Here is a 25,866-nt window from a genome sequence, read left to right on the forward strand (position 1 = left end):
CTTTTTTATAGTTGCTAATCTTTTAAGGCTCTTCTGAGGATTTTACCCACGTTAGTTTTGGGTAACTCATCCTTAAACTCAACGAGTTTAGGAACCTTATAATTAGTTAAATTATCACGACAATGTTTTATTATATCTTTTTCAGTTAAAGAAGGGTCTTTTTTCACAACAAAAACTTTAACTTGTTCACCACTAATGTCATGAGGAATACCAATTGCAGCAACTTCTAATACACCTTCGTGCATTGCAACCACTTCTTCAATCTCATTTGGGAAAACATTAAAGCCTGAAACAATAATCATGTCTTTTTTACGGTCAACAATATAGAAGAAACCTTCATCATCGTATGTCGCAATATCACCTGTTGCAAACCAGCCATCTTTTAAACATTCGGCGGTTGCGTCTGGGCGGTTATAATAACCAAGCATTACTTGCGGGCCTTTGACCCACAATTCACCTGGCTCACCTTTAGCCGCTTCTTCACCATTATCAAGCATTAATTTAATATCTGTACTTGGTGCAGGTAAACCAATAGAGCCATTATAAGCCTCTAAATCGTAAGGGCTAATTGTAACTAATGGCGAACATTCTGTCAGGCCATAGCCTTCCATTAACTTACTGTTAGTGACCTTCTGCCATTTTTCTGCAACAGGGCGTTGAACAGCCATACCGCCACCCAATGACATTTTAAGGTGACTAAAGTCAAGTTCAGAGAAACCCGGAGTATTTAATAAGCCATTAAATAGAGTATTAACACCTGTAATAGCAGTAAATTTATGCTGACTAAGCTCTTTTACAAACCCTGGCATATCACGTGGATTAGTAATTAAAACGTTTAAGCCACCATATTTCATAAATGCTAAACAGTTCGCCGTTAATGCAAATATATGATAAAGCGGAAGCGCAGTAATAACCACTTCACTACCACGGTCAAGCACGTTATCTAAACAACCAGATACTTGCTCAAGGTTACCCACCATATTGCCATGGCTTAACATAGCGCCTTTTGACACACCGGTAGTTCCACCCGTGTACTGTAAAAAAGCTAAGTCGCTTAGGTTTACGTCTGGGCGTTTGTAACCGTTTGGATCTGCTTTTAATAAATCGCAGAAGTTAATCGTGTTTGGCAACGTGTAGTTCGGCACCATTTTTTTGAAATGCTTAACGACAAAATTAACTAAATGCTTTTTAAGGCCGCCCATCATGTCACCCACTTGTGTAACCACAATGTGTTTCACGTCGGTGTTAGGCAGCGCTTTTTCAAGCGTGACAGCAAAGTTAGCCAGTATAAATATTGCTGATGTTTCAGAGTCTTTCAGCTGGTGCTCTAGCTCGCGTACGGTGTAAAGTGGGTTAACGTTAACCACCACGCACCCTGCACGCAAAATACCTAAGATAGCAATAGGGGTTTGCAACAAGTTAGGCATCATCACAGCGACTTTATCGCCTTTTTTTAACCCTAAATCGTTTTGAATATAGGCGGCAACGCGTTTTGTTGCTGCATCTATATCGTTGTAAGACAATGTTTTACCCATATTTGTAAATGCAGGTAAATCTTTGTATTCATTAAAACTTTTTTCAAACACTTCGAGTAACGAGTTGTAGTGCTCAGGATCGATTGTTTCAGGCATACCTTCTGGGTAGCGCTTAAGCCAGATTTTTTCCACTCTTAGCCCCTGTTTATAATTATATTTTTATTAACCTTAATCTAAGTAAGGCACTTTCACAATTGAGCAAATACTCTAATCTAGAGATAATCCCACATTTATCGCTAATATACAATTAACATGCACTACTTTGCAGCATAAATGCTTGAATGTGTTCAAAACATAGCCCACTACTTTGCATATGGCAGTGATGGCCGCCAGGCACTTCTAATACTCTCAAGTTATTGTAATAATTACTATACTTATCTAAGTTTTGTTTTACAAATGGATAACCTTTATCACCTAATATTAATTGACATGGTGCAATTAATTCTTTTATTGCACCAATACATTGCGCTTCATCAAATCGAAAACCTGAGTGATTTTTAAGCTTAGGGTCAGTCGTTAACTCAAACCCACTGTGCATTTGTTTTATGTTTCTGTCCATTAACAGCGCAATTAGTTCATCATTTAAATCTGTTGTTTTTGAACGTGCTTGATAAATTTGCTGCTTTGACGTGTATACCCTCGGTTTTTTAGTTGTTATCCGTGCTCGGTTAAGTATGGCACTTCTTAGCTGCGAAGCGACTTCATCTGCTTGGGTTGTAACGCAACCTATTCCTTCAATAAAAGAAACGGATCTAACGTATTCGCTGAAACAACTTGCAAATAAACCCGCGACCATCGCTCCCATTGAATGCCCTACCAAATGTACTTTTTTTATATTAAGCGCATTAATGAAGGCGTAAACATCATCCACATAATCAATAAAATAATAGTGAGCTTGAGGGCTTCGCCAAGATGACAGACCATGCCCTGCAAAATCAATGCAATACCATGTTTGATTTGAGAGTACATTAGTAAGCATAGGCGCAAAACTGGCACTGTTATCTAACCAACCATGAAGCGCGATAACAATCTCTTCACCGTCTCCAAATTTAAGGCCATGTATATCTAAGTCATTAGCTTTGACAGAAAATGGTTGCAATTATTACCTCTATTTAAATTATTTTAACACGCAAAAAGCAGTTATTTTGAATGGCTTTTTCGAATTTAAAAACAAAAAAACAACCCTAAAGAATTAAAAGAAAGACAAAAAGAGCGTTATTTGTTTATTTTACATTGTAAATTTAATGCAACTTTAAATGCATAAAAGATAACCAAGTAACACCGATATAAACAAAGATTTAGCTGTATGTTATTCATACAAAATAAATGCGTTTTTATACTACAGTTTCTTTGATATCTATTAATATTAATCTAAACTTAACGAATAACTTCAATGTATCTGCAAAAAATACCAGCCAAACACTATGAAAGGATTCTATGCGTTTATCAATAAAATAATTGTACTCATATTTGTATTTTTAAGTGCAAATTAAAATCTATAAGGTTTAATCGTGTTTAGAAACTTTACCATCGGCTCTCGTCTATCTGTTGGTTTTACAACCCTCGTAACGATAACTGTCATCATTATGTCAGCGTTTTACTTGATCAATTCCAACCAACTGAGTAGTGAAGCGGAAAAACGTGAAATGCAAAGCATTTATGACGCTGTCACCTCACAAATTAACAACCAAGCAATGTCAGCGCAAGCAATGAGTGCGATGATTGCCAGCCAGCCATCTATTAAAGAAGCCTTTGCTAGAGGTGACAGAGAGCTGCTTAGCAAACAATTGCTACCGGTTTTTTATACCCTGAGTGAGCAATATGGGGTCGAACAGTTTCAATTTCACACTGCTCCTGCTACCTCTTTTTTACGCTTACACGATCCTAAAAAGTACGGAGATGATTTATCATCTAAGCGAAGTACCATTGTAGAAGTTAACCGTAAACGTCAGCCAGTTAATGGCGTTGAAGAAGGCGTTAGTGGACTAGGAATAAGAGGTTTAGTGCCGGTAAATGCAGATGGTCAACACGTAGGATCAATTGAATTTGGTATTGATTTATCACAAAATTTTGTTGAACAATTTAGTGCTGCCTTTGGTTCAAATGTAGATATTGCAATTCATACTATAAAAAACCGAACGCCAAAACTGCTTGCTTCATCATTAACTGAAAAAACGCTTATCTCAAGAAATGAGATCCTTGCTGCTTGGGATGGTAATACGGTACTAGGTCATCACAACAGCTCATCAAAACCATTAGCGACCCTTGCTAAAAGTATTAACGACTATTCAGGTAAACCCGTTGCGGTAGTTGAAATCGCGATGAACCGCAGCTTTTACGCTAATTCGGCAGCAAACACCCGCAATTTTGTGATAGTTATTGCTATTATTGCCATAGGGCTTGCGGTGTTAATTGCTTATGGCTTATCACAAACTATTATTAGACCACTTCGCTCTACGCTTACCTCCCTTAAAGATATTTCTGAAGGTGAAGGTGACTTAACTCGCAGACTCGATGAAACAGGGCAAGATGAACTCAGCGAACTAGCTTACAGATATAACCTGTTCATTTCTAAAATTCAGGAGCTTGTTCAGCAGGTTGCGGATTCAACAAACCAAATGGCCGCAGCAACAGAAGAGCTTACCGCTGTTGCCAACGAAACCCGTCAAGGTGTAGTAACTCAGCGCGACCAAACGACACAAGTTGCAACAGCAATGACAGAAATGGCAGCGTCTATTCAAGAAATTGCTGGCAATACGCACAGTGCTGCAAGTAGCGCACAAACAACCAATGCAATTGCAGTAGAAGGTAATCGCTCCGTTGAGCGAAGTGTTAATGCGATAAACTCATTAGCCAATGAAGTTGAGCAAGCTTCACAAACTATTCGGAATTTACAAGAGCAAAGCGGAAGTATTGAAAAAGTACTGGAAGTAATTAGAAATATTGCCGAGCAAACAAACTTGCTAGCACTAAATGCTGCTATTGAAGCTGCGCGTGCGGGTGAAGCTGGTCGAGGCTTTGCTGTGGTAGCCGACGAAGTACGTAACTTAGCGCAACGCACTCAGCAATCTACCGGTGAAATTGAACAAATGGTTGCCAACATTCAAACTGGGACTCAAGATGCTGTGGATGCAATGGAACGCAGTAGCACGAAGAGCAATGATTCGGTTACTGAAATAACGGGAACGCAAACCTCATTGAGTGAAATTAACCTTGCTGTTGAGGGAATTCACGACATGAACATTCAAGTCTCTGCCGCAGTTGAGCAACAATCACTGGCCGCAGAAGAAGTAAACCGCAGTATCACTCGCATTAATGATATTGCCGAACAAAGTGGTCAATCTGTTGAACAAACAGCACAAGCCTGCAGCGAGCTTGCTCAATTAGCCAGTGGGCTTCAAGTAATGGTGTCGCGCTTTAAAGTTTAACACCTACTTAACTTGCCTTGGGTGAAAGGTTCACTCAAGGCTGTATTACTATACCCCCTATTTGCAAACTCAGTTCAATTCCTTAAACTAATTTAGCGTACCTATTATATTGATATATCAGTAAATAATTATTTTATAGGGTAATTCATGTCGCTAATATGGAAGTATTAAGCTAAAAATAGTCAAAACCTCATACAAAACTCATTAATCATCATATATTCATTTATTTATCTTGCTATCTGTATACAATAATAGCGCTATTAAATAAAACAAGTACACTTAAAGGGTACACACAATGAAAAAACAGTTCGGATTATTAGCGCTTTTATGTACAACAACAGGAGCTTTCGCTCAAACAGCGCCTAAAAATGTTATTTATATGATTGGTGATGGCATGGGTCCCGCTTTCACAACTGCTTATCGATACTACAAAGACGACCCAACAACAAAAGAAATAGAAACCACCGTTTTCGATACCATGCTAAAAGGTATGGCACATACTTATCCTGACGACCATACGTACGTAACCGACAGCGCAGCGGGTGCAACAGCACTAAGTAGCGGTCATAAAAGTTATAATGGCGCAATTGCTGTTGATACAGCTAAAAAACCTGTTAAAACCATGTTAGAAATTGCAAAAGAGCAAGGAATGACAACAGCATTAGTGGCGACTTCACAAATAAACCATGCAACACCAGCAAGCTTTGCCGCACATAATGAGTCAAGAAGAAACTATGATGATATTGCCAATGACTACATTGACAATAAAATTGCAGGTAAATTACCAGTTGATTTAATGTTAGGCGGTGGTACTCAGTACTTTATTCGTGATGACAGAAACTTAGTTGACGAGTTTAAACAAGCTGGTTATCAATACGGCGATGATATTCAAAACCTTGGTCAAATCACTCAAGTGCCTGCTATAGGTTTATATGCACCTAAAGGCTTACCATTTGCTCTTGATGAAAACCCAACAAGATTAAAGCAGTTAACTGCTAAAGCGTTTGATTTGCTTGATGGGCAAAATGATAAAGGCTTTTTTGTGATGATTGAAGGCAGCCAAATTGATTGGTGTGGCCACGCGAATGATATTGCCTGTGCAATGGCTGAAATGGACGATTTTGCTAAATCAATCGAAACGGCTAAAGCTTATGTAGATAACAACCCAGACACTATTTTAGTGATCACAGCTGATCACTCAACAGGCGGTTTAACTATTGGTGCACATGGCCAATATAAATGGGAAACAGATATCATCAAAGGTGTTAAAGCCACTGCAGGTACATTGACCAAATTACTAATGGAGTCAGATAACCTTAAAACGGTTTGGCAGGCTAATACCAGTATTGAATTTACAGCTGAAAACGAAATTAAACTTAAGCAAGCCAAAGCTATGGGTGAGAAAACCCTAAACTTGGCCGTTAAAAGCATTATTAATGACTTAAGTTTTACTGGCTGGACAACGGGCGGTCACACAGCGTCTGATGTACAAGTATTTGCTTATGGTAAAAATAGCGATGACTTTGTTGGCTCTCAAAATAATACCGATATAGCTAAAAAATTGATTGGTTATATAGAGCAATAATCTCAGTAATGAAAATAAAAAGCCCGAATGATTCATTCGGGCTTTTTATTTGCTGATTTTTGTCAGGTTTTAACTAGGCGTATATATCAACACCAATTAAACTTTGAACTTCAGCTCTTCGCTCTAAATTAGCAAACTCAGTATATGTCGAAATCGCTTTGCTTACTTGGGCACTGGGTTGATCGTAAATAGTTTGGCTGTATTGGGTGTCTTTGCTGTTCGCTTTTGTAAACTCTTTTGCAAGTTCAAGCCCTTCTGGGCTGCTTTTGACATAATCGGTATTAGTTGTTTGTGGTTTGGCTTGCTCTAGTACTCGTTCAGGCTGCGCCGGAACTACCGAAGTAGAACGCACCTTAGCAGGTATATCACCTGTAAAAAAACCAGAACTTATAGGTAGCGACACAGCGCTTCTCCAACCAACAACATAATTAAATTATGATTTAAAATCGCTTAATTTGCAAACAACCGTGTTTGTTTATTCACGGCCCGGTAATTTTTTCCATGTTACCGTGTCACGCACATACTTTGGTTGTGCATCACTGGCTTTTACACCCTTACCAGCAAGATACTGCGCCTCTACTAGGGCCAGCATATAGTGTGCATCCGGTAAGGTTATTGCTGGCTGTATGGTTACATTATTAAATGCTGTTAATGCGTCAGGGTAACTTTTAAACCCAGTCCCTACGGCTGCAGCATCGATGTTTGTATCTATCAAAGTTACATCTAACAATTCAGGTTTGAATACTCGCTCTTCGCCTTTAAGTGTCATCAATCCATCTTTTGCGTGGTACTGAGCAAAATATATTTCTCCCATACGCGCATCAATACTAGAATAAACTACGTCAGCACCAAACTGTTCTAATGCCTGCTGTGCCATGACTGCTAAAGTAGATACCCCAACTAATGGTAAATTAGTTGAATATGCAAGACCTTGGGCAATGGCTACGCTAATACGAACGCCGGTGAAACTTCCAGGACCTTGGCCAAATCCTATTACGTCTAAATCTTTTAATTTACAGCCGGCTTTACCAAGTAACTCATCAATAAGTGGCAGTATTTTTTGACTATGTTGCTGCGGACACTCTTCAAAATGATGAAATGTTTTACCCTGATAATGCAAAACAATTGATAATGCTTCTGTAGAAGCATCTAGGGCGAGAATATTACTTTTGATCATTTTTGTACTCAATTAATATGTTTTAAAAATGTATTGGCATCTTCTAAGCTTCGTGTACGGCGCATTGGCGGTAAACTCTTTAAAAATACTTGTCCGTATTGGCGTGTAACTAAGCGATTATCGCAAATCACTAGCACGCCTTTATCTTTGTTGTCTCTTATTAAGCGACCTACCCCCTGCTTTAAGGCAATCACTGCTTGGGGTAATTGAATATGTGCAAACGGGTCCTTGCCTTGCATTTGACAATCTTGCATTTTAGCTTGTAGTAAAGGGTCATCAGGTGCAGCAAACGGTAGCTTATCAATAATAACACAGCTTAAGGTACTGCCTCGTACATCAACCCCTTCCCAAAATGACGCGGTCCCCAGTAATACCGCATTACCATGGCGAGTAAATTTTTCTAATATAATGCGTTTAGACATTTGCCCTTGCATATAAACTGGGTAGTCCATTTGCGTCGTTAAGCCCTCAGCCACTAAATGCATCATACGGTAACTGGTAAATAACACAAAACAGCGCCCTTTAGCTGATTTTATGAGCTCTAAGGTCAGTTTTACAATCGCATGGGGCATATTATCTTCATGCGATTGAGGTAAATAACGTGGTAAGCACAGCAACGCCTGATTGGCATAATCAAACGGACTATCAACCATCATGCTTTGCTTTGGCTTTAAGCCAAGGCTTGCATTAAAGTGGCTCAGTTCATTGTCGACCGATAACGTGGCCGAGGTAAATACAAACCCCGCACCAGATTCTTTCATCATCAATGCAAATTTTGCCGATACGTTTAATGGCGTTATATTGATTGTTAAATAGCGCCTCGTGGTTTCATACCAGTAACTAAACCCTGTTTGGGCGGTATCGAATACGCGCTCTAACTGGCCTTTAAAAGCCAACGCACGTTCAAACGGATGTTCTATTTTATCGCTGCGCTCTAAGCATAACTTTAAAACCTGATACACAAACTCTAAATCACTTATTACGCGGTGTAATGCCGAGCAAATAAGCTTATTACTGAGCTTTTCGCGCCAATCGCCTCGGCTACCATCAACTCCAAACTGCAACCTTAAATCAGCGACACTGGTTTCCAGTTTATTTAAACTTTTGCCTAATTGCAGCATATCGGGGATTTCAGCGCGGTAAATAGCGCGCAAATCGTTAATTAAATCCACCAGCTTTTTGGTGCTCATGGTTTCGCCAAAATAGTCGCTGGCAATTTCGCTTAATTGGTGAGCTTCATCAAATATGTAGGCATCAGCATTAGGCATCAGCTCTGCAAAACCTGATTCTTTTACCGCCATATCGGCAAAAAATAAATGGTGATTAATTACCACAACATCGGCATCCCCCGCTTTTAAACGTGCTTTGCGAATATAGCATTCTTGAAAGTCAGGGCATTCTTTGCCTAAGCAATTATCAGCGGTTGAGCTTACATAAGGTAGCACTTTGGCGTCTTCTTCAATACCAATGCAATCGGCAAGATCACCGCTGTGGGTCTCACTGGCAAACTTTGCAACCATAGCAAGCTGATGCATAACATCAGGGTCGTCTGTGGGTACGTGTGCCACATGCTGAGTTAGTCGATATGTACACAAGTAATTGGCACGCCCTTTTAACAAGGCCGTTTTTTTCGCTGCACCTAAGGCTTTTAATAATACGGGTAAATCACGGTGATAAAGCTGCTCTTGCAGTGCTTTAGAACCGGTTGAGATAATGGTTTTACCTTTAGATTTAAGTGCGGGGGCTAAATAGGCAAAGGTTTTACCTGTGCCAGTACCTGCCTCAACAACAAGTTGAGCTCGGGTTTTTAATGCATCATCAACAGCCACCGCCATATCGATTTGAGGCTGGCGTGGTGTGTATCCATCTATTGATAAAGCCAAAGGCCCGGTCGCACTAAACAGCTGTTTGATAATCCCAATCACTATGTAAAAAATAATAGCGGGATTTTACGTAAGCCCAGAGCCAAGAGCAAGTAATGCCGTGATTAATCAGTCCCCCTCTACATTGAGAAGAATATTTAACACGCAGTGGGAGGTTTACTTTTATTAATCTAAGCCCAAGTATCTAAGTGAGGCTTGTCGTCATCTTCTGCGTTGCTATTGCTCGATTTTTTTTGGTCGAACGATGCTTTTTTTTGTTTTTCTATCTCTTTCTTTTTGCGCTCTTCAAGTTCAACTTGCTTCGCCCTAGCGCTTTGTTGCACCCCTGCAATATGAAAAGCCCCTTTAGATTCAAGCGCTAAACGGGTAATAGGCCCTAAATAGGGGATCATTATATCCATGTGTGACTCCAGCAGGTTGCGCGTTATTTAATCACTATAAGGCTGTTGATAAATAAAGCAATATGTTAACTATTGTCGGCAGTTATAAGATATTCTTTAATTAAAGAAAATTTTTCTTGCCATGCTGTCGGTTAATGTGTTTTTATAAGTGCGAAATTTATTAAACAGATTGCAGCTAAGCGTTAACACAATAACGATTAGCCAAATAGGATAAAAAATGCTTAATTCACTGACAGTTGTACATCACCACCATCATTCATCGGAATAACCTGTCAGGTCTTTCGCTGAGAGGTTGTTCCTAAAAGGAAACCTCTGGCGAATCAACATACCAAGATTCATTTTCGCCCTGAGGTTTCCCTCGGGGTTTTTAGTTTTTAAATTAAAGGAAAATGAGTAATGAATAATAGTAATCGTCTTCGTATCGCCATCCAAAAAGGTGGCCGCCTATCTAAAGATTGTCAAGATCTGCTTAAACAACTGGGTGTAAAACTCAATCTTCGTGAGCAGCGCCTCATAGCACACTCAACCAACATGCCTATTGACGTATTACGTGTGCGCGATGACGATATTCCAGGCTTAGTTATGGACGGCGTTTGTGATTTAGGTATTGTTGGCGAAAACGTACTAGTTGAAGTACAAGCAGAAAGAGAACGCCAAGGTGTACCAAGTGAAGTTACAAAGCTTGCTAAACTTGACTTTGGTTACTGTCGTTTAGCACTTGCATGGCCACAAGAACTTGGTAAACAAGACAAGAGCTGGTTTGAAGGCAAACGTATTGCGACCACTTACCCAGAAATTTTAAGCCAATACCTAAAACGCGAAGGCATTAACGCCAGCACTGTTATGCTGACTGGCTCTGTTGAAGTGGCGCCTCGTGCCGGTCTTGCTGATGCCATTTGTGATTTGGTCTCAACAGGTGCAACCCTTGAAGCAAATGGCTTAATGCAAGGCGACACTATTTTAGAGTCAAATGCCTGTTTAATCCAAAACACTCAACTACAAGATACTGAAAAATTAGCACTCATAAATAAGCTAATGCCGCGTTTACGTGGTGTTAAGCAAGCTAAAGAAAGTAAATACATTATGCTACACGCACCAAAAGACAAGCTTGATGAAATTTGTGAGATTTTACCTGGCGCTGGCCAACCTACATTATTGGCTCTTGCGGGTAATGATGAATATGTTGCCCTACACATGGTGAGCAGTGAAACCCTATTTTGGGAAACCATGGAACAACTTAAGGCCCTTGGTGCCAATTCTATTTTAGTTATGCCAATTGAAAAAATGATGGAGTAACAAGCCATGCTTCGTTGGAATGAGGAATCATCACAAGTTCAAGCAGCGGCGCTTATGCGCCCTGCTGTATCAGCAAGTCAAAAAGTAGAAAGCATTTGCCAGACTATTTTGGCAAAAGTTAATGCGCAAGGCGATGCCGCTTTACTTGCATTAGCACAAGAGTTCGATAATAGAGCCGAGCCGCGTTTACGTGTACCACTTGATGAAATTAATGCCGCTGAGAAAATGCTAAGCCCAGAGCTTAAGTATGCAATTGATACCGCTTATGCCAATGTGAAATGTTTTCACCAAGCGCAACTACCAAAAGATATTAAGTTATCGACTCAACCCGGCGTTGACTGTGAACTGAAATATCAAGCCATCGAAGCAGTCGGTATTTATGTACCTGGCGGAAGTGCCCCTCTTCCGTCATCGGTTATTATGCAAGGTGTATTGGCGCAGTTAAGCGGTGCAAAAACCGTAGTACTAACCACACCAGTACAAGGTGATAAAGCAATTAACCCGGCTATTTTATATGCCGCTAAATTATGTGGTATCACTACAATTATTGAAAGCGGCGGTGCAGGCGCGATAGCTGCTATGGCCTATGGCACAGAGTCTGTTCCTAAAGTAAATAAAATTTTTGGCCCAGGTAACAGCTTTGTCACTATGGCAAAACAGTTAGTCGCACAAACGATTCCAGGTATGGCGATTGATATGCCAGCAGGGCCATCAGAAGTGTTAGTGATTGCAGATGAACGTGCAAACCCAGAGTTTATTGCTGCCGACTTACTGTCTCAAGCAGAACACGGGGCTGACTCACAAGTTATTTTATTATGTAACAGTGAAACGATTATTGAACAAACGCAAGACGCACTTACTCGTCAATTAGCTAACTTAAGTCGAAAAGACACCGCCGAACAGGCATTGGCAAATTCGTCTCTTATTCTAGTTGATTCAGTAGCCCAAGCGTTTGACGTATCAGCGCAATATGGGCCAGAGCACTTAATATTACAACTTGCAGATGCAACTCCTTACTTAGATCAAGTAAAGAATGCAGGCTCTGTATTTGTTGGCGATTACACTCCAGAGTCAGCGGGCGATTATGCCTCAGGCACTAATCACGTGTTACCCACTTATGGTTACAGTGCAACTTACTCTAGCTTAAATTTACTCGATTTTTTCCGTACTTACACAGTACAAACTATCAGTAAACAAGGCTTAACTGAGCTTTCAAAAGCTATTTTACCCTTAGCAGATGCAGAAGGCCTAGATGCCCACGCTAATGCGGTTTCAATTCGTTTAGAGGCAATAAAAAATGAGCAATGAGAGCGGCTTATTACCTGATAATATTGCAGCACTTGCTGCGTATAGCTCGGCTAAAAGTGAAAAGTTAACCGGTACAACCTGGCTCAATGCCAACGAAAGCCCGTATACTAAAAACCTTGAAATAACAATTGAAGACTTGAATCGTTACCCCGATCCTCAGCCTCAATTGGTTATTGACCGCTACGCAGCCTATGCTGAGCTTGAAAGCGAAAATGTATTAATGACCCGTGGCGCAGATGAAGGCATTGAATTGTTAGTGCGTACCTATTGTGAGCCAGGTAAAGACAGTATTGCACTATTTTTACCTACTTACGGTATGTACAAAGTAACGGCCGATACACACAACGTCGCAATCAATGGCCTAACACAAACGCTTTTATTAAATGCCAGCGTGGATGAAATAGTTGCCGCTGTGGGTAGCTCAAAACTGGTATTTATTTGTAATCCAAATAACCCAACAGGTAGTTTAACCCCGCTAGATAAAGTAAAAGCCATTGCCACTGCACTTGCAGGTAAAGCATTGGTGATTGTTGATGAAGCCTATATTGAGTTTTGTCCTGAGCAAAGTGCAGCACAACTTATAAACGAGTTTAGTAACATTGTTGTGCTTCGTACACTCTCAAAAGCATTCGCACTTGCGGGCTTAAGAACAGGGTTTACTCTCGCTCAGGCCAGTGTATTAGCGCCTATTCGTAAGGTCATTGCACCGTATCCGGTATCGGGTGTGGTGGCCAGCATTGCAGCACAAGCCATTGCCCCTGATGCGATAACCTCAATGCGTCGCCAAGTGACCATTTTAAATAGCTTAAAGTTAAAGCTTATTGACTGGTTAAACGCCTCCCCTGCAGTATTAAAAATACTCACTGGTGAAGGCAACTTTGTTACTTTAAAATTAGCGAATAAAGATTACTTTAAACAAGCACTTAAACAAGGCTTAGTAATGCGCGCCTTTACCTTATTTAATGAAGACGACTGGCTACGTATTTCAATTGGTAATGAACAAGAATTAGAACAAGTAAAAATTTGGTTAGATGGCCTGCAATTGCCTCAAGCCACAGCACAACAGGAAGTATCATGAGTAACCCCTATTTATTTATAGACCGCGATGGCACTATTATTGAAGAGCCAATCACCGACAAACAAGTCGACAGCCTTGAAAAACTAGCGTTTTTACCAGGTGTCATTCCTGCCTTATTGCAACTGCAAGCCGCAGGCTATCGCTTAGTAATGGTATCAAATCAAGATGGCTTGGGCACAGACAGCTTCCCAACTGCCGATTTTGACATTGCACAAGACAAAATGATGGACATACTGCAAAGCCAAGGCATTAGCTTTGAGTCAGTATTAATTTGCCCACATTTTGATGAACAAAACTGTGATTGCCGTAAACCAAAAACAGGCTTAATCACTGAACTAATGCGCTCAGGCAAAGTTGATTTAGCACGTTCTTTTGTGATTGGCGATCGCCAAACCGATATTGGCCTTGCACAAAACTTATGTTGTGAAGGTATTTTATACGATGGCAGCTGGCCTGCCATTGTCACTAAGCTGACCACGGCAAACCGTGAAGGCCGTGTGACACGCAACACCAAAGAAACGCAAATAGACGTAGCGGTTAACCTTGATCAAACAAAAAATGGCAACATTGAAACTGGCCTTGGTTTTTTTGACCACATGCTGGATCAAATTCGCACTCATGCCAATATTGGCTTAAATATTAAAGCCAAAGGCGATTTACACATAGACGAGCATCACCTTGTTGAAGACATTGGTATTGCTTTAGGTGTTGCCCTTAAACAGGCGCTTGGCACCAAATCGCAAATTGCGCGTTATGGTTTTGCCTTGCCTATGGATGAATGTAAAGCTGAGGCACAAATTGATTTGTCGGGTCGTGCTTCATTTGTATTAAACGCCAACTTTAGCCGTGAAAAAGCCGGTGATTTAGACGTGCAAATGGTTGAGCACTTTTTCAAAAGCTTAAGCGATAATGCAGCAATTAGCCTTATTTTATCGGTAAGTGATGGCAACTGCCACCACCAAGTGGAAGGCTTATTCAAAGCGTTTTCTCGTGCTTTGCGTATGGCTATTGCACAAGATACCAGCCAACAAACAGCCAGCTCTAAGGGATGTTTATGATTGCGATAATTAATACCGGTTGCGCCAACATTAACTCAGTGCGGTTTGCATTTGAGCGTTTAGGGCAAAGCCCTACGGTGATTACTTCGCCAGAACAACTAGCAGGCTATGAACGTGCTATTTTACCCGGTGTTGGTCATGCATCTGTTGCTATGAAGCGTTTGGTTGATAATGGTTGGCAGCAAGCAATTAACGAATATCAGCGCCCGCTAATGGGAATTTGCTTAGGCATGCAACTGCTGTGTGAAAGCACTGAAGAAGGTAACGTGCAATGCTTAGGTAAAATACCAGGCGAAGTGAAAGCACTCGATGTAGGTAGCTTAACGTCACCACATATGGGCTGGAATAACCTATCTGTTCAACAAGCGCACCCGTTGACTCAAGGTTTGCATGCGGACGACCAGGTTTATTATGTGCACAGTTTCGCCCATACAGTTAATAACGCCACGCTAGTCAGCAGCGAATACGGGCAAACATTTTCTGCAATTGTAGCTAAAGACAATTATGCAGGCATGCAATTTCATCCTGAACGCAGCGCTAAAGTAGGTACGCGTTTATTACAAAATTTTGTTGATTGGCAACTTTAGGTTGCTCTTCATGCTTTTAAAAGAGAAATACAGTGATTATTCCAGCATTAGATGTATTACAAAATCAAATTGTCCGCTTGTATCAAGGTAAATACGATACTGCACAGTTTTATCCCTTTGAGCTTGGTGCTCGCTTAAAAGAGTATGCCGACAGTGGTGCCACTAAATTACATTTAGTTGATTTAGAAGGTGCACGGGATCCAAGTAAAAAACAGTGGCAACATATTCAAGCAGCAACAAAAGCTCTCAATGTACCTTACCAGGTAGGTGGCGGTATTCGTTCAGAGCAGGACGTGAGCGATTGGCTAAAAGCAGGTGCAAACCAAGTGGTTATTGGCTCAATGGCGGTTGAAAAGCGTGAGCAAGTAAAAGCCTGGATTGAACAATTTGGTCCTGAGCACTTTGTAATTGCCCTTGATGTTAATAAAACTGCGAACGGATGGGCACCTGCTACTCACGGTTGGCTAAGTGAATCTGAGTTTGGTTTACTTGAGCTTGTTGATTTTTACGTTGCTCTGGGTGTTATTGACTTTTTATGCACGGACATCAGTAAGGATGGCACCATGACGGGCCCTTCTTTTGCGCTTTATGAAGATTTAATTAATCATAATGCAGATATTAAAGTGCAAGCCTCAGGTGGCGTAAGCTCGTTAGATGATATTAAAAAGCTCAATGAACTTGGTGTTGGCGGCGTAATTTTAGGTAAGTCTTTATTAGATGGTGCTTTTAGCGTAGAAGACGCGCTTAAATTAGGCTAAATACTAAAATTTAAAAAGGCACAGATGCGAGCGCGTCTGTGCCTTTTTTGTATAAAACAATCAGTTTATTTATGCTTACCCGGCAACATAGAGCCCAATACGCCATCTTGCTTTATTAAACCATGATAAAGTGCAGCGCTAACATGCATAAAAATAAACAGTAAAAATGCATAAGCAATTAGGCCATGTGCTTCACGAAAAAACGCATAGGCCTCAATATTTTTACTGACTAAATTAGGCAAAGTAAATAAACCAAAAAAGCTCACTGTACGCTCATCAGCACTTTGCATTAACCAGCCTGAAATTGGCATTAAAATCATAGACGCATATAAACCCACTTGGGTTAAATGTGCGGCTAAAGCTTGCGGTTTAGGCACACTCGGTGGTAATGCGGGGCTTTTACACAGTACTTTATTAATTAATCTTATTGCAACTAATATCAGTGCTAACACACCAAACGATTTATGCAGTTGTATAGCCTCTACCTGCCATACGGCTAAGCTTTGTACCATCGACAAACCAAGAAATAACATAGAAAGTATAATTAATGCCATTGCCCAGTGAATAAGCATACTCGACGCTGAGTATTTAGTAATTGTTTTCATTGACTCGTTCCTGTTATTAATTATTTAAAAGTACTTCTTTAGCACGACGACGAAATGACTCTGCATACGCAGCGCCACGGGCACGTAAAATAGGATCAGCACTTGGCTGAATACCTGTTGGTAATACCAGCGGATCAAAGTTCATGTTTTCACATACCCCACCCTCTTGTGCTTGCAAGCGTGATATTACTAACGTACCGGCGTTAATGGTTTTGCGCGATTGTGGCCATAAAACAGTTGGGTTGTTTTCATCATCTTCTTCGGTTGCAAAACTAAACAGCATATCAAACTTAATCGGTGCTTGAGCTACTTGGTCTTTAAGTTGTAGCTGCAATGCATCTGGTGAATCATTATTAAGTGGTTGAGTGTTTTCATCACTTAATTGCGGTTTAGCAATCCAGCGTACGGCATGCTTTTCATCATTCTCATCCACCAAATAAAACGCATTAATACTGTGGTATTGCTCAGTGGCAAAACTACTGGTTGGCGTGTAGCTTGCTTTCCAGTTATTAAAAGCGGCACTTTCAGGATGTGCTGCAAAAAATGCTTTAATTTTTTCTGGGCTGCGCTTTTTAGTCACCGGATCGGGTGAAAGTGCTTGTAGTTGTTTAAAAAACGCTTCTGGCGTAGCTACCGCCATAACCGGAGGCGTATTCATTGCAACACGCCACTCTTGGTTATCATCAGTGGTTATAGAAAACGCTAAACTACGCACCGGTGCTTTTAAATCAGGTGCAGTTGGATTATTACCCGCAATAGAAAAGCGACCTACAAAAGGGGTTGCCCCTAAATCAAATACCTTTGCTTGCGAATACTTAGCAAGCTCACCCGTTGACTCAAAAGAGCCAGCTAAACAAATACCTTTTGCGTGTGCTCGGCGAAATCCCTCATGGGTTTTATCACCTTGCTGTAAATTAACAAAACGCTGTGCAGTCACTGCGTCACGATTAAATGCGCCGGAAAAATACAAAATAGTCAGGGCAAATAAGCTAATAATTGCTATTAAGATGATTTTTTTACTCATGGTAGGATTAGACCTCGTATGATTATTTTCTTGATGATTATGTTTGGAATTTTTCATAGTTTATAAATTACGTCTTTAAATTAATGGCTAACCATTACTGAGTGATGCTTTACGTTGCAGCGCTTTTATTAAGCGATACCAACATGACTCTTACAAGACCGCTGCTAAGCAATTAATATTTCAATTTAATTAATAAAAAGTATTCATTATGGTTTTAAAACTGCAAACAGCTAATGTTTATGAGCTTGCGCTTTTAAAAAGCTGATTGTTAATTATACTTAGGTTTATATAAAGCCAGTATTAAGTTGCATTTTGGTAACTTTCTACAAAATCATACAAATTAAAACAAAACCGTACAGCAATAATAAACAGTTGAAATTAAAATGTTATTTATTAATCACTTGGTAAGCACTGCTTACTCTCAACTATTAAGTAGTTATAGCTTAATAAATTGCATTTCAGATAAATTCGAAAATAAACTCAATGGGCTATTTTATAATTTTTTACAGATTAAAAATGCCAACAATTAACAACGCACTTTTTATTTAAGGTAAGCCAGATGATCAAAACACGTTGTTTTACTAAATTTAATTTAATTAGTATTACGTTTTTGCTTTTATTAGCCGGTTGCTCAGAAAGCGAAGTCACCACACAAAAACAAAATAAACCGCGTCCAGTGAAACTTATAACCCTAGGTGATGAGTCGCAATCAAAAACGCTCACCTACCCCGCCACTATCGACACTATAAATAGCTCAAAGCTGGCTTTTCAGGTTAGCGGAAAGTTAGAAGAGCTCAACGTTATTGCCGCACAAAACGTAAAAAAAGGCGATGTAATAGCCGCATTAGAGCAACGTAATTTTGTTAATGAGGTTAAGTCGAGCAAAGTACAGTTTGAAACCGCCAACAATGATTACCAACGTGGTTTAAAGCTCGCTAAAGATGGGGTTATTTCACAACGAGATATAGAGCAACTAAAATCTAAAAAAGAAGTAGCAGAATCACAATATGACTCAGCGCAAAAAGCACTATCTGACAGTAAAATTATAGCCCCTTACGATGCCATTGTTGCTGAGGTGCCAGTAAAGCAGCTTGAAAACATAAGCGCGGGTCAACATGTTGTTACTTTATTTGGTAAAGGCGAAATGGAAGCGGTAGTAAATATTCCCGCTTCAATTGTGGCCACGGTTGACTCTAAGCAAAACAATGTAGCGACGGTAATTTTACAAGATGTATCGACTGCCCCTATTCCTGCAACATTTAGACGTGCCAATTTAGAAGCTGATTCAGCGAGCCAAACCTATGAAGTGCGATTTGCCTTTGCTGTACCTAATAACCTTAATATATTGCCTGGTATGAATGCCAGTTTAAAAATAACCCGTGAAAACAGCTCAAATGGCACTCGTTTATTAGTGCCAACCTTTGCTATTTTTGAACAAAACGGTGAACACTTTGTTTGGACGGTTGACGCTAAAACCATGCAAGTTTCTAAAGCTCTCGTTAAAATTGAAAATGGCATTGGCGAGCAACTCATTGTCACTGACGGTTTAAAAGCCGGTGATGTAATTGTTGGTGCAGGTGCAAACTATGTAACTGAGGGTATGAAAGTACGTCCTTGGACTAAAGCATAGGAGCGCGGTAATGGATTTAGCAAAATGGACAATCAATAATAAATTAATTAGCACCATACTCATTATTTTAACTCTAGGATTTGGTTTTTCATCCTATAAAAATATGGCACGCTTTGAAGACCCCGAGTTTATAATTCGTACCGCACAAGTGTTTGTTTCGTACTCAGGCGCAAGTCCGCTAGAAGTAGCAAAAGAAGTCACAGAGCCGCTAGAGCGTGCTATTCAAGAGCTGCAAGAGGTTGATACTATATCGTCTACCTCATCTACGGGTTTATCTGAAATTAAAGTAGAGATTAAATCAGAATTCTCTCCAACTAAATCTGAGCTGCAAGTTATTTGGACTAAACTCAGAAACAAAATTAATGATACACGTCCAACATTACCTCCAGGTACTGGCACACCACAAGTTTATGACGATTTTGGTGATGTGTATGGCTTAAGTTATTTAATTACCGCCGAAGGTTACTCTCCTGACGAGCTACATGCCTACGCTAAAAATTTACAAAGCGATATTCTACAAGTAGAAGGCGTGGCAAAAGTTGCTATGACGGGCGTTCAGCAAGAAGGCATATTTGTAGAAATTGCCCGTGAAGAGTTAGCCTCTTTAGGTGTATCTATTAATAATATTTACGGTATTTTAGATGAACAAAACGCTGTATTAAGCGCCGGTAATACCAAAATTGGCGATCAACGTATTTTTATCGACCCGACCGGAGAAATAAACTCCGTTGATACCATTAAAAATCTATTGGTTAGTGCTAGCGGTGAAGGCAAAACAATTTATCTTAAAGACATTGCCAATGTGTACCGTGGCTTTCAAAGTCCGGCAACAAAATTGGTACGTTATAACTCTAAACCTGCTATATCACTTGGGGTCGCCAGTGTATTAGGCGCTAATGTGGTTAAAGTATTTGACCGCGTTGATGACAAAGTAAAACAAACTGAAAACCTCAGACCGCTTGGCATCACAGTGCATGAGTTTTACCACCAAGGTAAAGTAGTACAAGATTCAGTCGACAACTTTGTGGTCAATGTTTTAGTCGCGCTGGTGATTGTAATGGTTACCCTGCTGCTATTTATGGGGTTACGCTCAGGAATTATTATTGGCGCTGTGTTACTGCTAACCATTTTTGCCACCCTTGCTACCATGGATTTAAGCGGCATACCCATGCATCGTATTTCGCTTGGTGCGCTTATTATCGCGTTAGGCATGATGGTTGATAACGCCATTGTAGTGACCGAAGGGATTTTAGTTGGTACACAAAAAGGCCGTAAAAAGTTAGACATTGCCAGCGAAGTCGTCAAGCAAACTAAATGGCCACTACTGGGTGGTACCTTAGTAGGGATTGTTGCCTTTGCGCCTATTGGACTTGCCCCAGGTGATACCGCCGAATTTACCGGTCATTTATTCTGGGTTATTTTAATCTCTTTATTATACAGCTGGTTATTTGCTATTACCCTAACCCCCTTATTTTGTTATTGCTTGTTTAAAGAACAAGATACCGATACTTCTGGCTCAGCAAAACCAAATAAACTCATGGCACTTTATCAATCGATAGTGGTGTCAGCACTGCATCATCGCTGGCTCAGTATTGCCGTTGTAGTTGCCACCTTTAGTGTGTCTATGTGGGGATTTCAATTTGTAAAATCAGGTTTTTTTCCAGCCTCTACCACACCACAAATGGTGGTTGATTTTTGGCTACCGCAAGGTACCGATATTGAAAAAACCAAAAAAGACATGCTCAAGTTAGAGGAATTTGTAAAGCAACAAAATGGCGTTGAAGGTATCCAAACCCTTATTGGCGGTGGCGGGCTTCGCTACATGCTTATTTATGGTAGCGAATCTCCAAACAGTTCTTATGGGCAAATTTTAGCTAAAGTCGATGACTATAAAAAGCTCGATAAACTTTTACCTACGGTGCAAAATTACATTGACGACAACTTTGTTGATGCTCAGGGCAAAGTATGGCGCTTTGTAATGGGCCCAGGTGGTGGCTCTAAAATAGAAGCCACATTTAAAGGCCCCGACCCAGAAGTATTAAGAGAGCTAGCTGCACAAGCAAAAGGAATATTAATTGATGATGGCGGCGCCTTGTCTATTAAAGATACATGGCGACAACGCATCAGTGTTATTGAACCGCAGTATTCAGCCATTAACGCACAACGCGCTGGTGTAACGCGTAAAGCAGTTGCTGAAGCTTTACAGCAAAATTTTTCGGGGCAAGTTGTTGGACAGTATCGTGAAGGTGAAGAGCTCATTCCTATTATTGTTAGAGCACCACAATCGGAACGTGTCGACATAAACGATATTGGCAACATTCAAGTGCAAAGCAATATCACTGGTGAAACATTGCCATTAGCGCAAGTAACCAATGGGTTTAAAACCGTCTGGCGCGATGGTATTTTGAAACGCGAAAACCGCGAATGGACCATAAAAGCTCAAGCCGATCCACTGCCGGGTGAACTAGCCTCAGAGTTATTTAATCGCGTTAAACCTAAAATAGAGGCCATTGACCTTCCTCAAGGGTATCGACTTGAATGGGATGGCGAATACGGACAATCGAAAGAGTCTAATGAAATGCTGGCCTCAACTATTCCACTGGGCTTTTTAGCCATGGTACTGATTGTTATTGTGTTATTTAATGCTTTAAAACAACCAATTATTATTTGGCTTGTTGTGCCATTAGCCTTAATTGGTGTTGTGTTTGGGCTGGTAACCACACAAATACCACTAGAGTTTATGGGTATATTAGGGTTACTTTCGCTCTCTGGTTTGTTGATTAAAAATGCCATTGTATTAGTAGATCAAATGGACATGGAAATTCGACAAGGAAAGCCCGCTTATAATGCCATTATAGACTCGGCAAATAGTCGGGTAAGACCTGTAATGATGGGCACACTTACCACGGTATTAGGGGTTATCCCTCTGTATTTTGATGCATTTTTCCAATCAATGTCTGTGGTTTTAGTATTTGGATTACTGTTTGCTACCCTGCTGACTTTAATCGTGATACCCGTGCTATATGCTATTTTTATGAATGTAAAACAAGATGAACAGGCAACTTATTAAACGCCAACAAAAAATATGGCCATGCTTAATAGGTAAGTCATGGCCACTTTATAAGCTTTGAACAGAATAGTTCATATAATTAACCACTATTCAAATTTTAAAAAAACTGCATATACTACACGCCTTTTCAAACCTTTTATGATGCTAAAAACTCGCTCAAAAACGGTTGTTATTTTTCCAAAAAAACATCTTAACTTTAGTATTTTATAAATTTAAATTAGATTTGCAGTGGATACTTTGTTAAGGCATTAATTATCACTTTAAGTTCTAGCTTTAGCGATTAACATAGCCGGAGTTTTATTATATAGTGGGGCTAAGAATTCATTGCATAGTAATGCTTTAAGATTCATTCATTAAATTAACTATTCAAATTTATCAAATAAATAACATATCAAGTGCAGTCTATGTGTCTTCTATTTAGTCATACAAATAATAAATGTAAAAACAGCTTTTTTTCAAATCAGAATTTTAAAAACGAGGCATTCTCATGTTATCAAAACGTATAATTCCTTGTTTAGACGTAAAAGACGGCCAAGTCGTTAAAGGCGTTAAATTTAAGGGCCACGAAGTGGTTGGCGATGTACTTACCCTTGCAAAAGCTTACAGTGAAGCGGGCGCCGATGAGCTGGTATTTTACGAGATCAGTGCAAGTGTTGAAAAACGCTTACTCGATGTAAATTGGGTTGAGAACATTGCCCGCCATATCGATATTCCATTTTGTGTAGCTGGTGGTATTAAGTCGGTAGCTGATGCAGCCCGCGTACTTGAACGTGGCGCAGATAAAATCAGTATTAATAGTCCAGCAATTGCGCGTCCAGAGCTAATTAAAGAGCTACATGATGAGTTTGGCAAGCAGTGTGTGGTTGTTGGCATTGACAGCTTTTTTGATGAAACAACCGGTGAATATCTAGTTTATCAGCTTACTGGCGATCCTAATGCGTCAAGCCGCACCCGTTATAAAACCGAAGAATGGGTTAAACGCGTACAAGACTTAGGTGCGGGCGAAATCGTTTTAAATTGTATGAACCAAGATGGTGTTCGCAACGGTTACGACAACGAGCAACTAAGCAAAATACGCCAGCTGTGTGATATTCCTTTAATCGCCTCTGGTGGTGCAGGCAGCATGCAAGATTTTGTTGATGTATTTCAACAAAGCCAAGTAGATGGTGCACTCGCAGCCAGTGTTTTTCACAAAAACGTGATCAACATCGGCGAACTAAAACAATTTTTAATCGATAACCAAGTGACAGCAAGACTATGCAAGTAACCTTAGAAAACCAAACTCAAGTTGATTTCGCTAAAAGCGAGATGATCCCTGCCATTGTTCAAGATGCCCGCTCTGGCGTAATTTTAATGCAAGGCTTTATGAACAGCGAAGCGCTTAAAGTAACACTTGAAAGTAATAAAGTGACTTTTTATTCGCGCTCTAAATCGCGTTTATGGACCAAAGGCGAGTCATCAGAAAACTTTTTAAACGTGGTATCGGTGCATACCGATTGCGATTACGACTCTATACTTGTACTTGCAAACCCAGAAGGCCCAACCTGTCATTTAGGCACACAAAGCTGTTTTGGTGATGCTGCAAAACCAAGCTTAAGCTTTTTAGCGCAACTTGAAGATGTCATTGTTGCTCGTAAAAATGATGATCCAGCTAAAAGCTACACCGCGTCACTGTTTGCAGAAGACTTAAGCCGTAGCTGTCAAAAAGTAGGTGAAGAAGGTGTGGAAGTGGCGCTTGCGGCAATGAAACACGACAACAATGAGCTTACTAACGAGTCAGCTGATTTGTTATATCACCTTGTTGTACTATTACAGCGCCAAGGGTTAGAACTGACTGATGTTGTTGCTTGCCTTCAAGGTCGTCATAAGTAAACACAACGATTACTGTGTGCGCCATTATTTGGCGCACATCGTTATAAAAAGCCATAATTTTTCTTTTTAATTCAGCCTCTCAATAGCATTTATTCTCTCCCTTAGGTATCCTTGATAGCAATTACAAAAGGATAGCGCACTATGAAAACTTATCTAACGCTTATACTCACGGGTCTTGTTTTATCTGGCTGTAGCAGTTTAACCAGCGAACAAAAAGCCAAATTAGACAGCTTAACGCCCTGTGAAAAAATGGATGGCTTAATAACCGAATTCGATAATCGCTTTGAAGCGTTAAAAGATACTAAAGTAAAAACACCTTATTTAGATGTGTGGAGTGCAAAGTACAACGTGTTTGGCGATAACTGCCAAGTGACTAGCTTTAACAAGCAAACTGTGACCTACCGTTGCCAAGAAAGCTACACAGATCAGCAGCAGGCGGTAGCTATGCATCAACAAGCGGTTGAACTCACTCGCCAGTGTTTAACTAAAACAAATAACTGGTTAGAAACGCAAAAGGAGTCAGAAACGTCGCTGCGAACTACCTTTGTACTTGATGACAAGTCACCGGTTATTTCTGTTTATACCAGCAAAACGTTATCAAAAATTAAAACTTGGTCGACCTCTTTAGAAGTAGGAAAGCCCGTCGCCACTAAATAATTACGAGAGAATTTATGCGCCAAACACCCAGTAAACAATCCACTCATTTAAAAACAGACTGTATTGGTGAATGTTATAGAATGAATGGCTACTGCACCGGGTGCGGGCGCACTAGCGACGAAATATTCGACTGGATTATTTTAACCGACGAACAAAAGCAAGCAATATTGGCCTCCCCTCGCGAAGACACCAAAAAAGACTAGCTTAAATTTATCAACCGTTAAGGCGCATTACGTTGTGATGGGTCACGCTTAAAATCTTTGCTTAATTGCTTAGGATCTAACGCTTCACGTTGTTTGCTTGCGCCTTCTGCCCACCACATTAATTGATTAAAGCTGCGCGAAAAATAGCTATCCCACGCTGTTTGCTCTGCACTATTGTTTACTTCACCACTTTCAATAAATACGTCTTGCGCTTTTGGTACATGGATCATTGCTGATACGGGTAAACAACCTAGTTCGCTTAAAAAGCTGCGCATGCCAACAGCAGCACGTACGCCGCCCCACTGCCCTGCAGAATAGGTAACAATCGCGCTGGGTTTATAGCCAAATAGAGAACTTCCAAAATGGTTTAGCAAATTAGCGAGTGCTGGACTCATAGAATGATTATATTCAGGGCTCACCATAACAAAGCCATCGCTGGCTTTAATTTTTGCCGCTAAATCATCAAGCTGTTTAGGTACCTCAGCCTGCGAATAGGCAAAGTGCGGTTTAAACACTGAGTCTAAATCGTAATCGAGCGGATCAATAAGCTCTATTTCATGCTCAGAATAGTGCTCAAGCAAACAACGCTCACATGCTTTTGCTACCCTTTCCCCTAAACGCGCAGGCTTAGGTGGGGTACTTTTTCTAACCGAACCGAGAAAAATTAATAACTTCATATAACGGCACTCCTTTTTGATTACAAAAATAAAT

23 protein-coding genes are annotated in these 25,866 nt (G+C 40.3%); 14 read left to right on the forward strand and 9 right to left on the reverse strand.

From position 1 onward, the window contains the following. Window positions 1-14: 14 nt before the first annotated feature. Both fadD and P20439_RS00010 read right to left on the reverse strand, forming a co-directional pair. Window positions 15-1,667 (reverse strand): long-chain-fatty-acid--CoA ligase FadD, encoded by a 1,653-nt coding sequence (fadD, locus tag P20439_RS00005; RefSeq protein ID WP_008112636.1) that lies wholly within the window; start codon window positions 1,665-1,667, stop codon window positions 15-17. Window positions 1,668-1,782: 115 nt separating this feature from the next. Continuing rightward, the gene (locus tag P20439_RS00010) at window positions 1,783-2,634 is read right to left on the reverse strand and encodes an alpha/beta fold hydrolase (protein WP_008112635.1); all 852 of its coding nucleotides are present in this window, start codon (window positions 2,632-2,634) and stop codon (window positions 1,783-1,785) included. A gap of 412 nt (window positions 2,635-3,046) precedes the next feature. On the opposite strand from P20439_RS00010, the gene P20439_RS00015 reads away from it, so the two are divergent. Together P20439_RS00015 and P20439_RS00020 are read left to right on the forward strand one after the other, a co-directional pair. Beyond that, window positions 3,047-4,963, forward strand: a complete 1,917-nt coding sequence (locus P20439_RS00015) for a methyl-accepting chemotaxis protein (protein WP_036932554.1) — start codon at window positions 3,047-3,049, stop codon at window positions 4,961-4,963. 295 nt (window positions 4,964-5,258) lie between these two features. Then, a complete protein-coding gene (locus P20439_RS00020) occupies window positions 5,259-6,548 on the forward strand; it encodes an alkaline phosphatase (protein ID WP_008112631.1) in 1,290 nt (429 codons plus the stop codon). Between the two features lie 73 nt (window positions 6,549-6,621). Here the strand turns inward: P20439_RS00020 and P20439_RS00025 are convergent, their stop codons facing one another. From P20439_RS00025 to P20439_RS00040, 4 genes are all read right to left on the reverse strand, one after another. Then, entirely contained in the window at window positions 6,622-6,951 is a 330-nt protein-coding gene (locus P20439_RS00025; RefSeq protein WP_008112629.1) for a hypothetical protein, read from the reverse strand. Between the two features lie 72 nt (window positions 6,952-7,023). Further along, window positions 7,024-7,725, reverse strand: a complete 702-nt coding sequence (gene tsaB / locus P20439_RS00030) for a tRNA (adenosine(37)-N6)-threonylcarbamoyltransferase complex dimerization subunit type 1 TsaB (protein WP_008112627.1) — start codon at window positions 7,723-7,725, stop codon at window positions 7,024-7,026. Window positions 7,726-7,733: 8 nt separating this feature from the next. After that, a complete protein-coding gene (locus P20439_RS00035) occupies window positions 7,734-9,650 on the reverse strand; it encodes an ATP-dependent DNA helicase (RefSeq protein ID WP_008112625.1) in 1,917 nt (638 codons plus the stop codon). Between the two features lie 128 nt (window positions 9,651-9,778). Further along, window positions 9,779-10,009 carry a hypothetical protein gene (locus P20439_RS00040; protein WP_008112623.1) on the reverse strand — a complete coding sequence of 77 codons (231 nt, stop codon included), beginning with the start codon at window positions 10,007-10,009 and terminating at the stop codon, window positions 9,779-9,781. A gap of 396 nt (window positions 10,010-10,405) precedes the next feature. On the opposite strand from P20439_RS00040, the gene hisG reads away from it, so the two are divergent. The 6 genes from hisG to P20439_RS00070 are packed head-to-tail and all read left to right on the forward strand — an operon-like array spanning window position 10,406 to window position 16,094. After that, window positions 10,406-11,305 carry an ATP phosphoribosyltransferase gene (gene hisG, locus P20439_RS00045; protein WP_008112621.1) on the forward strand — a complete coding sequence of 300 codons (900 nt, stop codon included), beginning with the start codon at window positions 10,406-10,408 and terminating at the stop codon, window positions 11,303-11,305. 6 nt (window positions 11,306-11,311) lie between these two features. Then, a complete protein-coding gene (hisD, locus tag P20439_RS00050; RefSeq protein ID WP_008112619.1) occupies window positions 11,312-12,613 on the forward strand; it encodes a histidinol dehydrogenase in 1,302 nt (433 codons plus the stop codon). Beyond that, the gene (gene hisC / locus P20439_RS00055) at window positions 12,603-13,691 is read left to right on the forward strand and encodes a histidinol-phosphate transaminase (protein WP_008112616.1); all 1,089 of its coding nucleotides are present in this window, start codon (window positions 12,603-12,605) and stop codon (window positions 13,689-13,691) included. Before hisD ends, hisC begins: the two co-directional genes overlap by 11 nt. After that, entirely contained in the window at window positions 13,688-14,749 is a 1,062-nt protein-coding gene (gene hisB, locus P20439_RS00060) for a bifunctional histidinol-phosphatase/imidazoleglycerol-phosphate dehydratase HisB (protein ID WP_008112614.1), read from the forward strand. Before hisC ends, hisB begins: the two co-directional genes overlap by 4 nt. Next, window positions 14,746-15,336 carry an imidazole glycerol phosphate synthase subunit HisH gene (gene hisH, locus P20439_RS00065; RefSeq protein ID WP_008112612.1) on the forward strand — a complete coding sequence of 197 codons (591 nt, stop codon included), beginning with the start codon at window positions 14,746-14,748 and terminating at the stop codon, window positions 15,334-15,336. The genes hisB and hisH overlap by 4 nt, the downstream gene beginning before the upstream one ends. A 32-nt stretch (window positions 15,337-15,368) precedes the next feature. After that, the gene (locus P20439_RS00070) at window positions 15,369-16,094 is read left to right on the forward strand and encodes a 1-(5-phosphoribosyl)-5-[(5-phosphoribosylamino)methylideneamino] imidazole-4-carboxamide isomerase (RefSeq protein WP_008112610.1); all 726 of its coding nucleotides are present in this window, start codon (window positions 15,369-15,371) and stop codon (window positions 16,092-16,094) included. Between the two features lie 65 nt (window positions 16,095-16,159). On the opposite strand, the gene P20439_RS00075 is transcribed toward P20439_RS00070, so the two are convergent. Then, window positions 16,160-16,699, reverse strand: a complete 540-nt coding sequence (locus tag P20439_RS00075) for a cytochrome b (protein ID WP_008112608.1) — start codon at window positions 16,697-16,699, stop codon at window positions 16,160-16,162. 16 nt (window positions 16,700-16,715) lie between these two features. Continuing rightward, window positions 16,716-17,723, reverse strand: coding sequence for a catalase family peroxidase (locus P20439_RS00080; protein ID WP_008112606.1), 1,008 nt, complete (start codon window positions 17,721-17,723; stop codon window positions 16,716-16,718). Between the two features lie 559 nt (window positions 17,724-18,282). Here P20439_RS00080 and P20439_RS00085 point away from each other — a divergent pair. The 6 genes from P20439_RS00085 (at window position 18,283) to P20439_RS00110 (ending at window position 25,155) form a co-directional block, all read left to right on the forward strand. Continuing rightward, complete coding sequence (locus tag P20439_RS00085) at window positions 18,283-19,353, forward strand: efflux RND transporter periplasmic adaptor subunit (RefSeq protein ID WP_008112601.1); 1,071 nt, start codon at window positions 18,283-18,285, stop codon at window positions 19,351-19,353. Between the two features lie 10 nt (window positions 19,354-19,363). Then, entirely contained in the window at window positions 19,364-22,423 is a 3,060-nt protein-coding gene (locus tag P20439_RS00090; protein WP_008112598.1) for an efflux RND transporter permease subunit, read from the forward strand. 487 nt (window positions 22,424-22,910) lie between these two features. Beyond that, window positions 22,911-23,690, forward strand: a complete 780-nt coding sequence (gene hisF / locus P20439_RS00095; protein ID WP_008112596.1) for an imidazole glycerol phosphate synthase subunit HisF — start codon at window positions 22,911-22,913, stop codon at window positions 23,688-23,690. Further along, a complete protein-coding gene (hisIE, locus tag P20439_RS00100) occupies window positions 23,681-24,295 on the forward strand; it encodes a bifunctional phosphoribosyl-AMP cyclohydrolase/phosphoribosyl-ATP diphosphatase HisIE (RefSeq protein WP_008112594.1) in 615 nt (204 codons plus the stop codon). Before hisF ends, hisIE begins: the two co-directional genes overlap by 10 nt. A 141-nt stretch (window positions 24,296-24,436) precedes the next feature. After that, entirely contained in the window at window positions 24,437-24,952 is a 516-nt protein-coding gene (locus tag P20439_RS00105) for a hypothetical protein (protein ID WP_008112592.1), read from the forward strand. A 14-nt stretch (window positions 24,953-24,966) separates the two neighbouring features. After that, window positions 24,967-25,155, forward strand: a complete 189-nt coding sequence (locus P20439_RS00110; RefSeq protein ID WP_036932555.1) for a DUF1289 domain-containing protein — start codon at window positions 24,967-24,969, stop codon at window positions 25,153-25,155. A gap of 17 nt (window positions 25,156-25,172) precedes the next feature. Here P20439_RS00110 and P20439_RS00115 read toward each other — a convergent pair whose 3' ends face one another. Continuing rightward, window positions 25,173-25,832, reverse strand: a complete 660-nt coding sequence (locus tag P20439_RS00115) for an NADPH-dependent FMN reductase (RefSeq protein ID WP_008112588.1) — start codon at window positions 25,830-25,832, stop codon at window positions 25,173-25,175. Window positions 25,833-25,866: the final 34 nt, after the last annotated feature.

Source organism: Pseudoalteromonas sp. BSi20439, from assembly GCF_000241165.1.
Classification (GTDB): Bacteria; Pseudomonadota; Gammaproteobacteria; order Enterobacterales; family Alteromonadaceae; genus Pseudoalteromonas.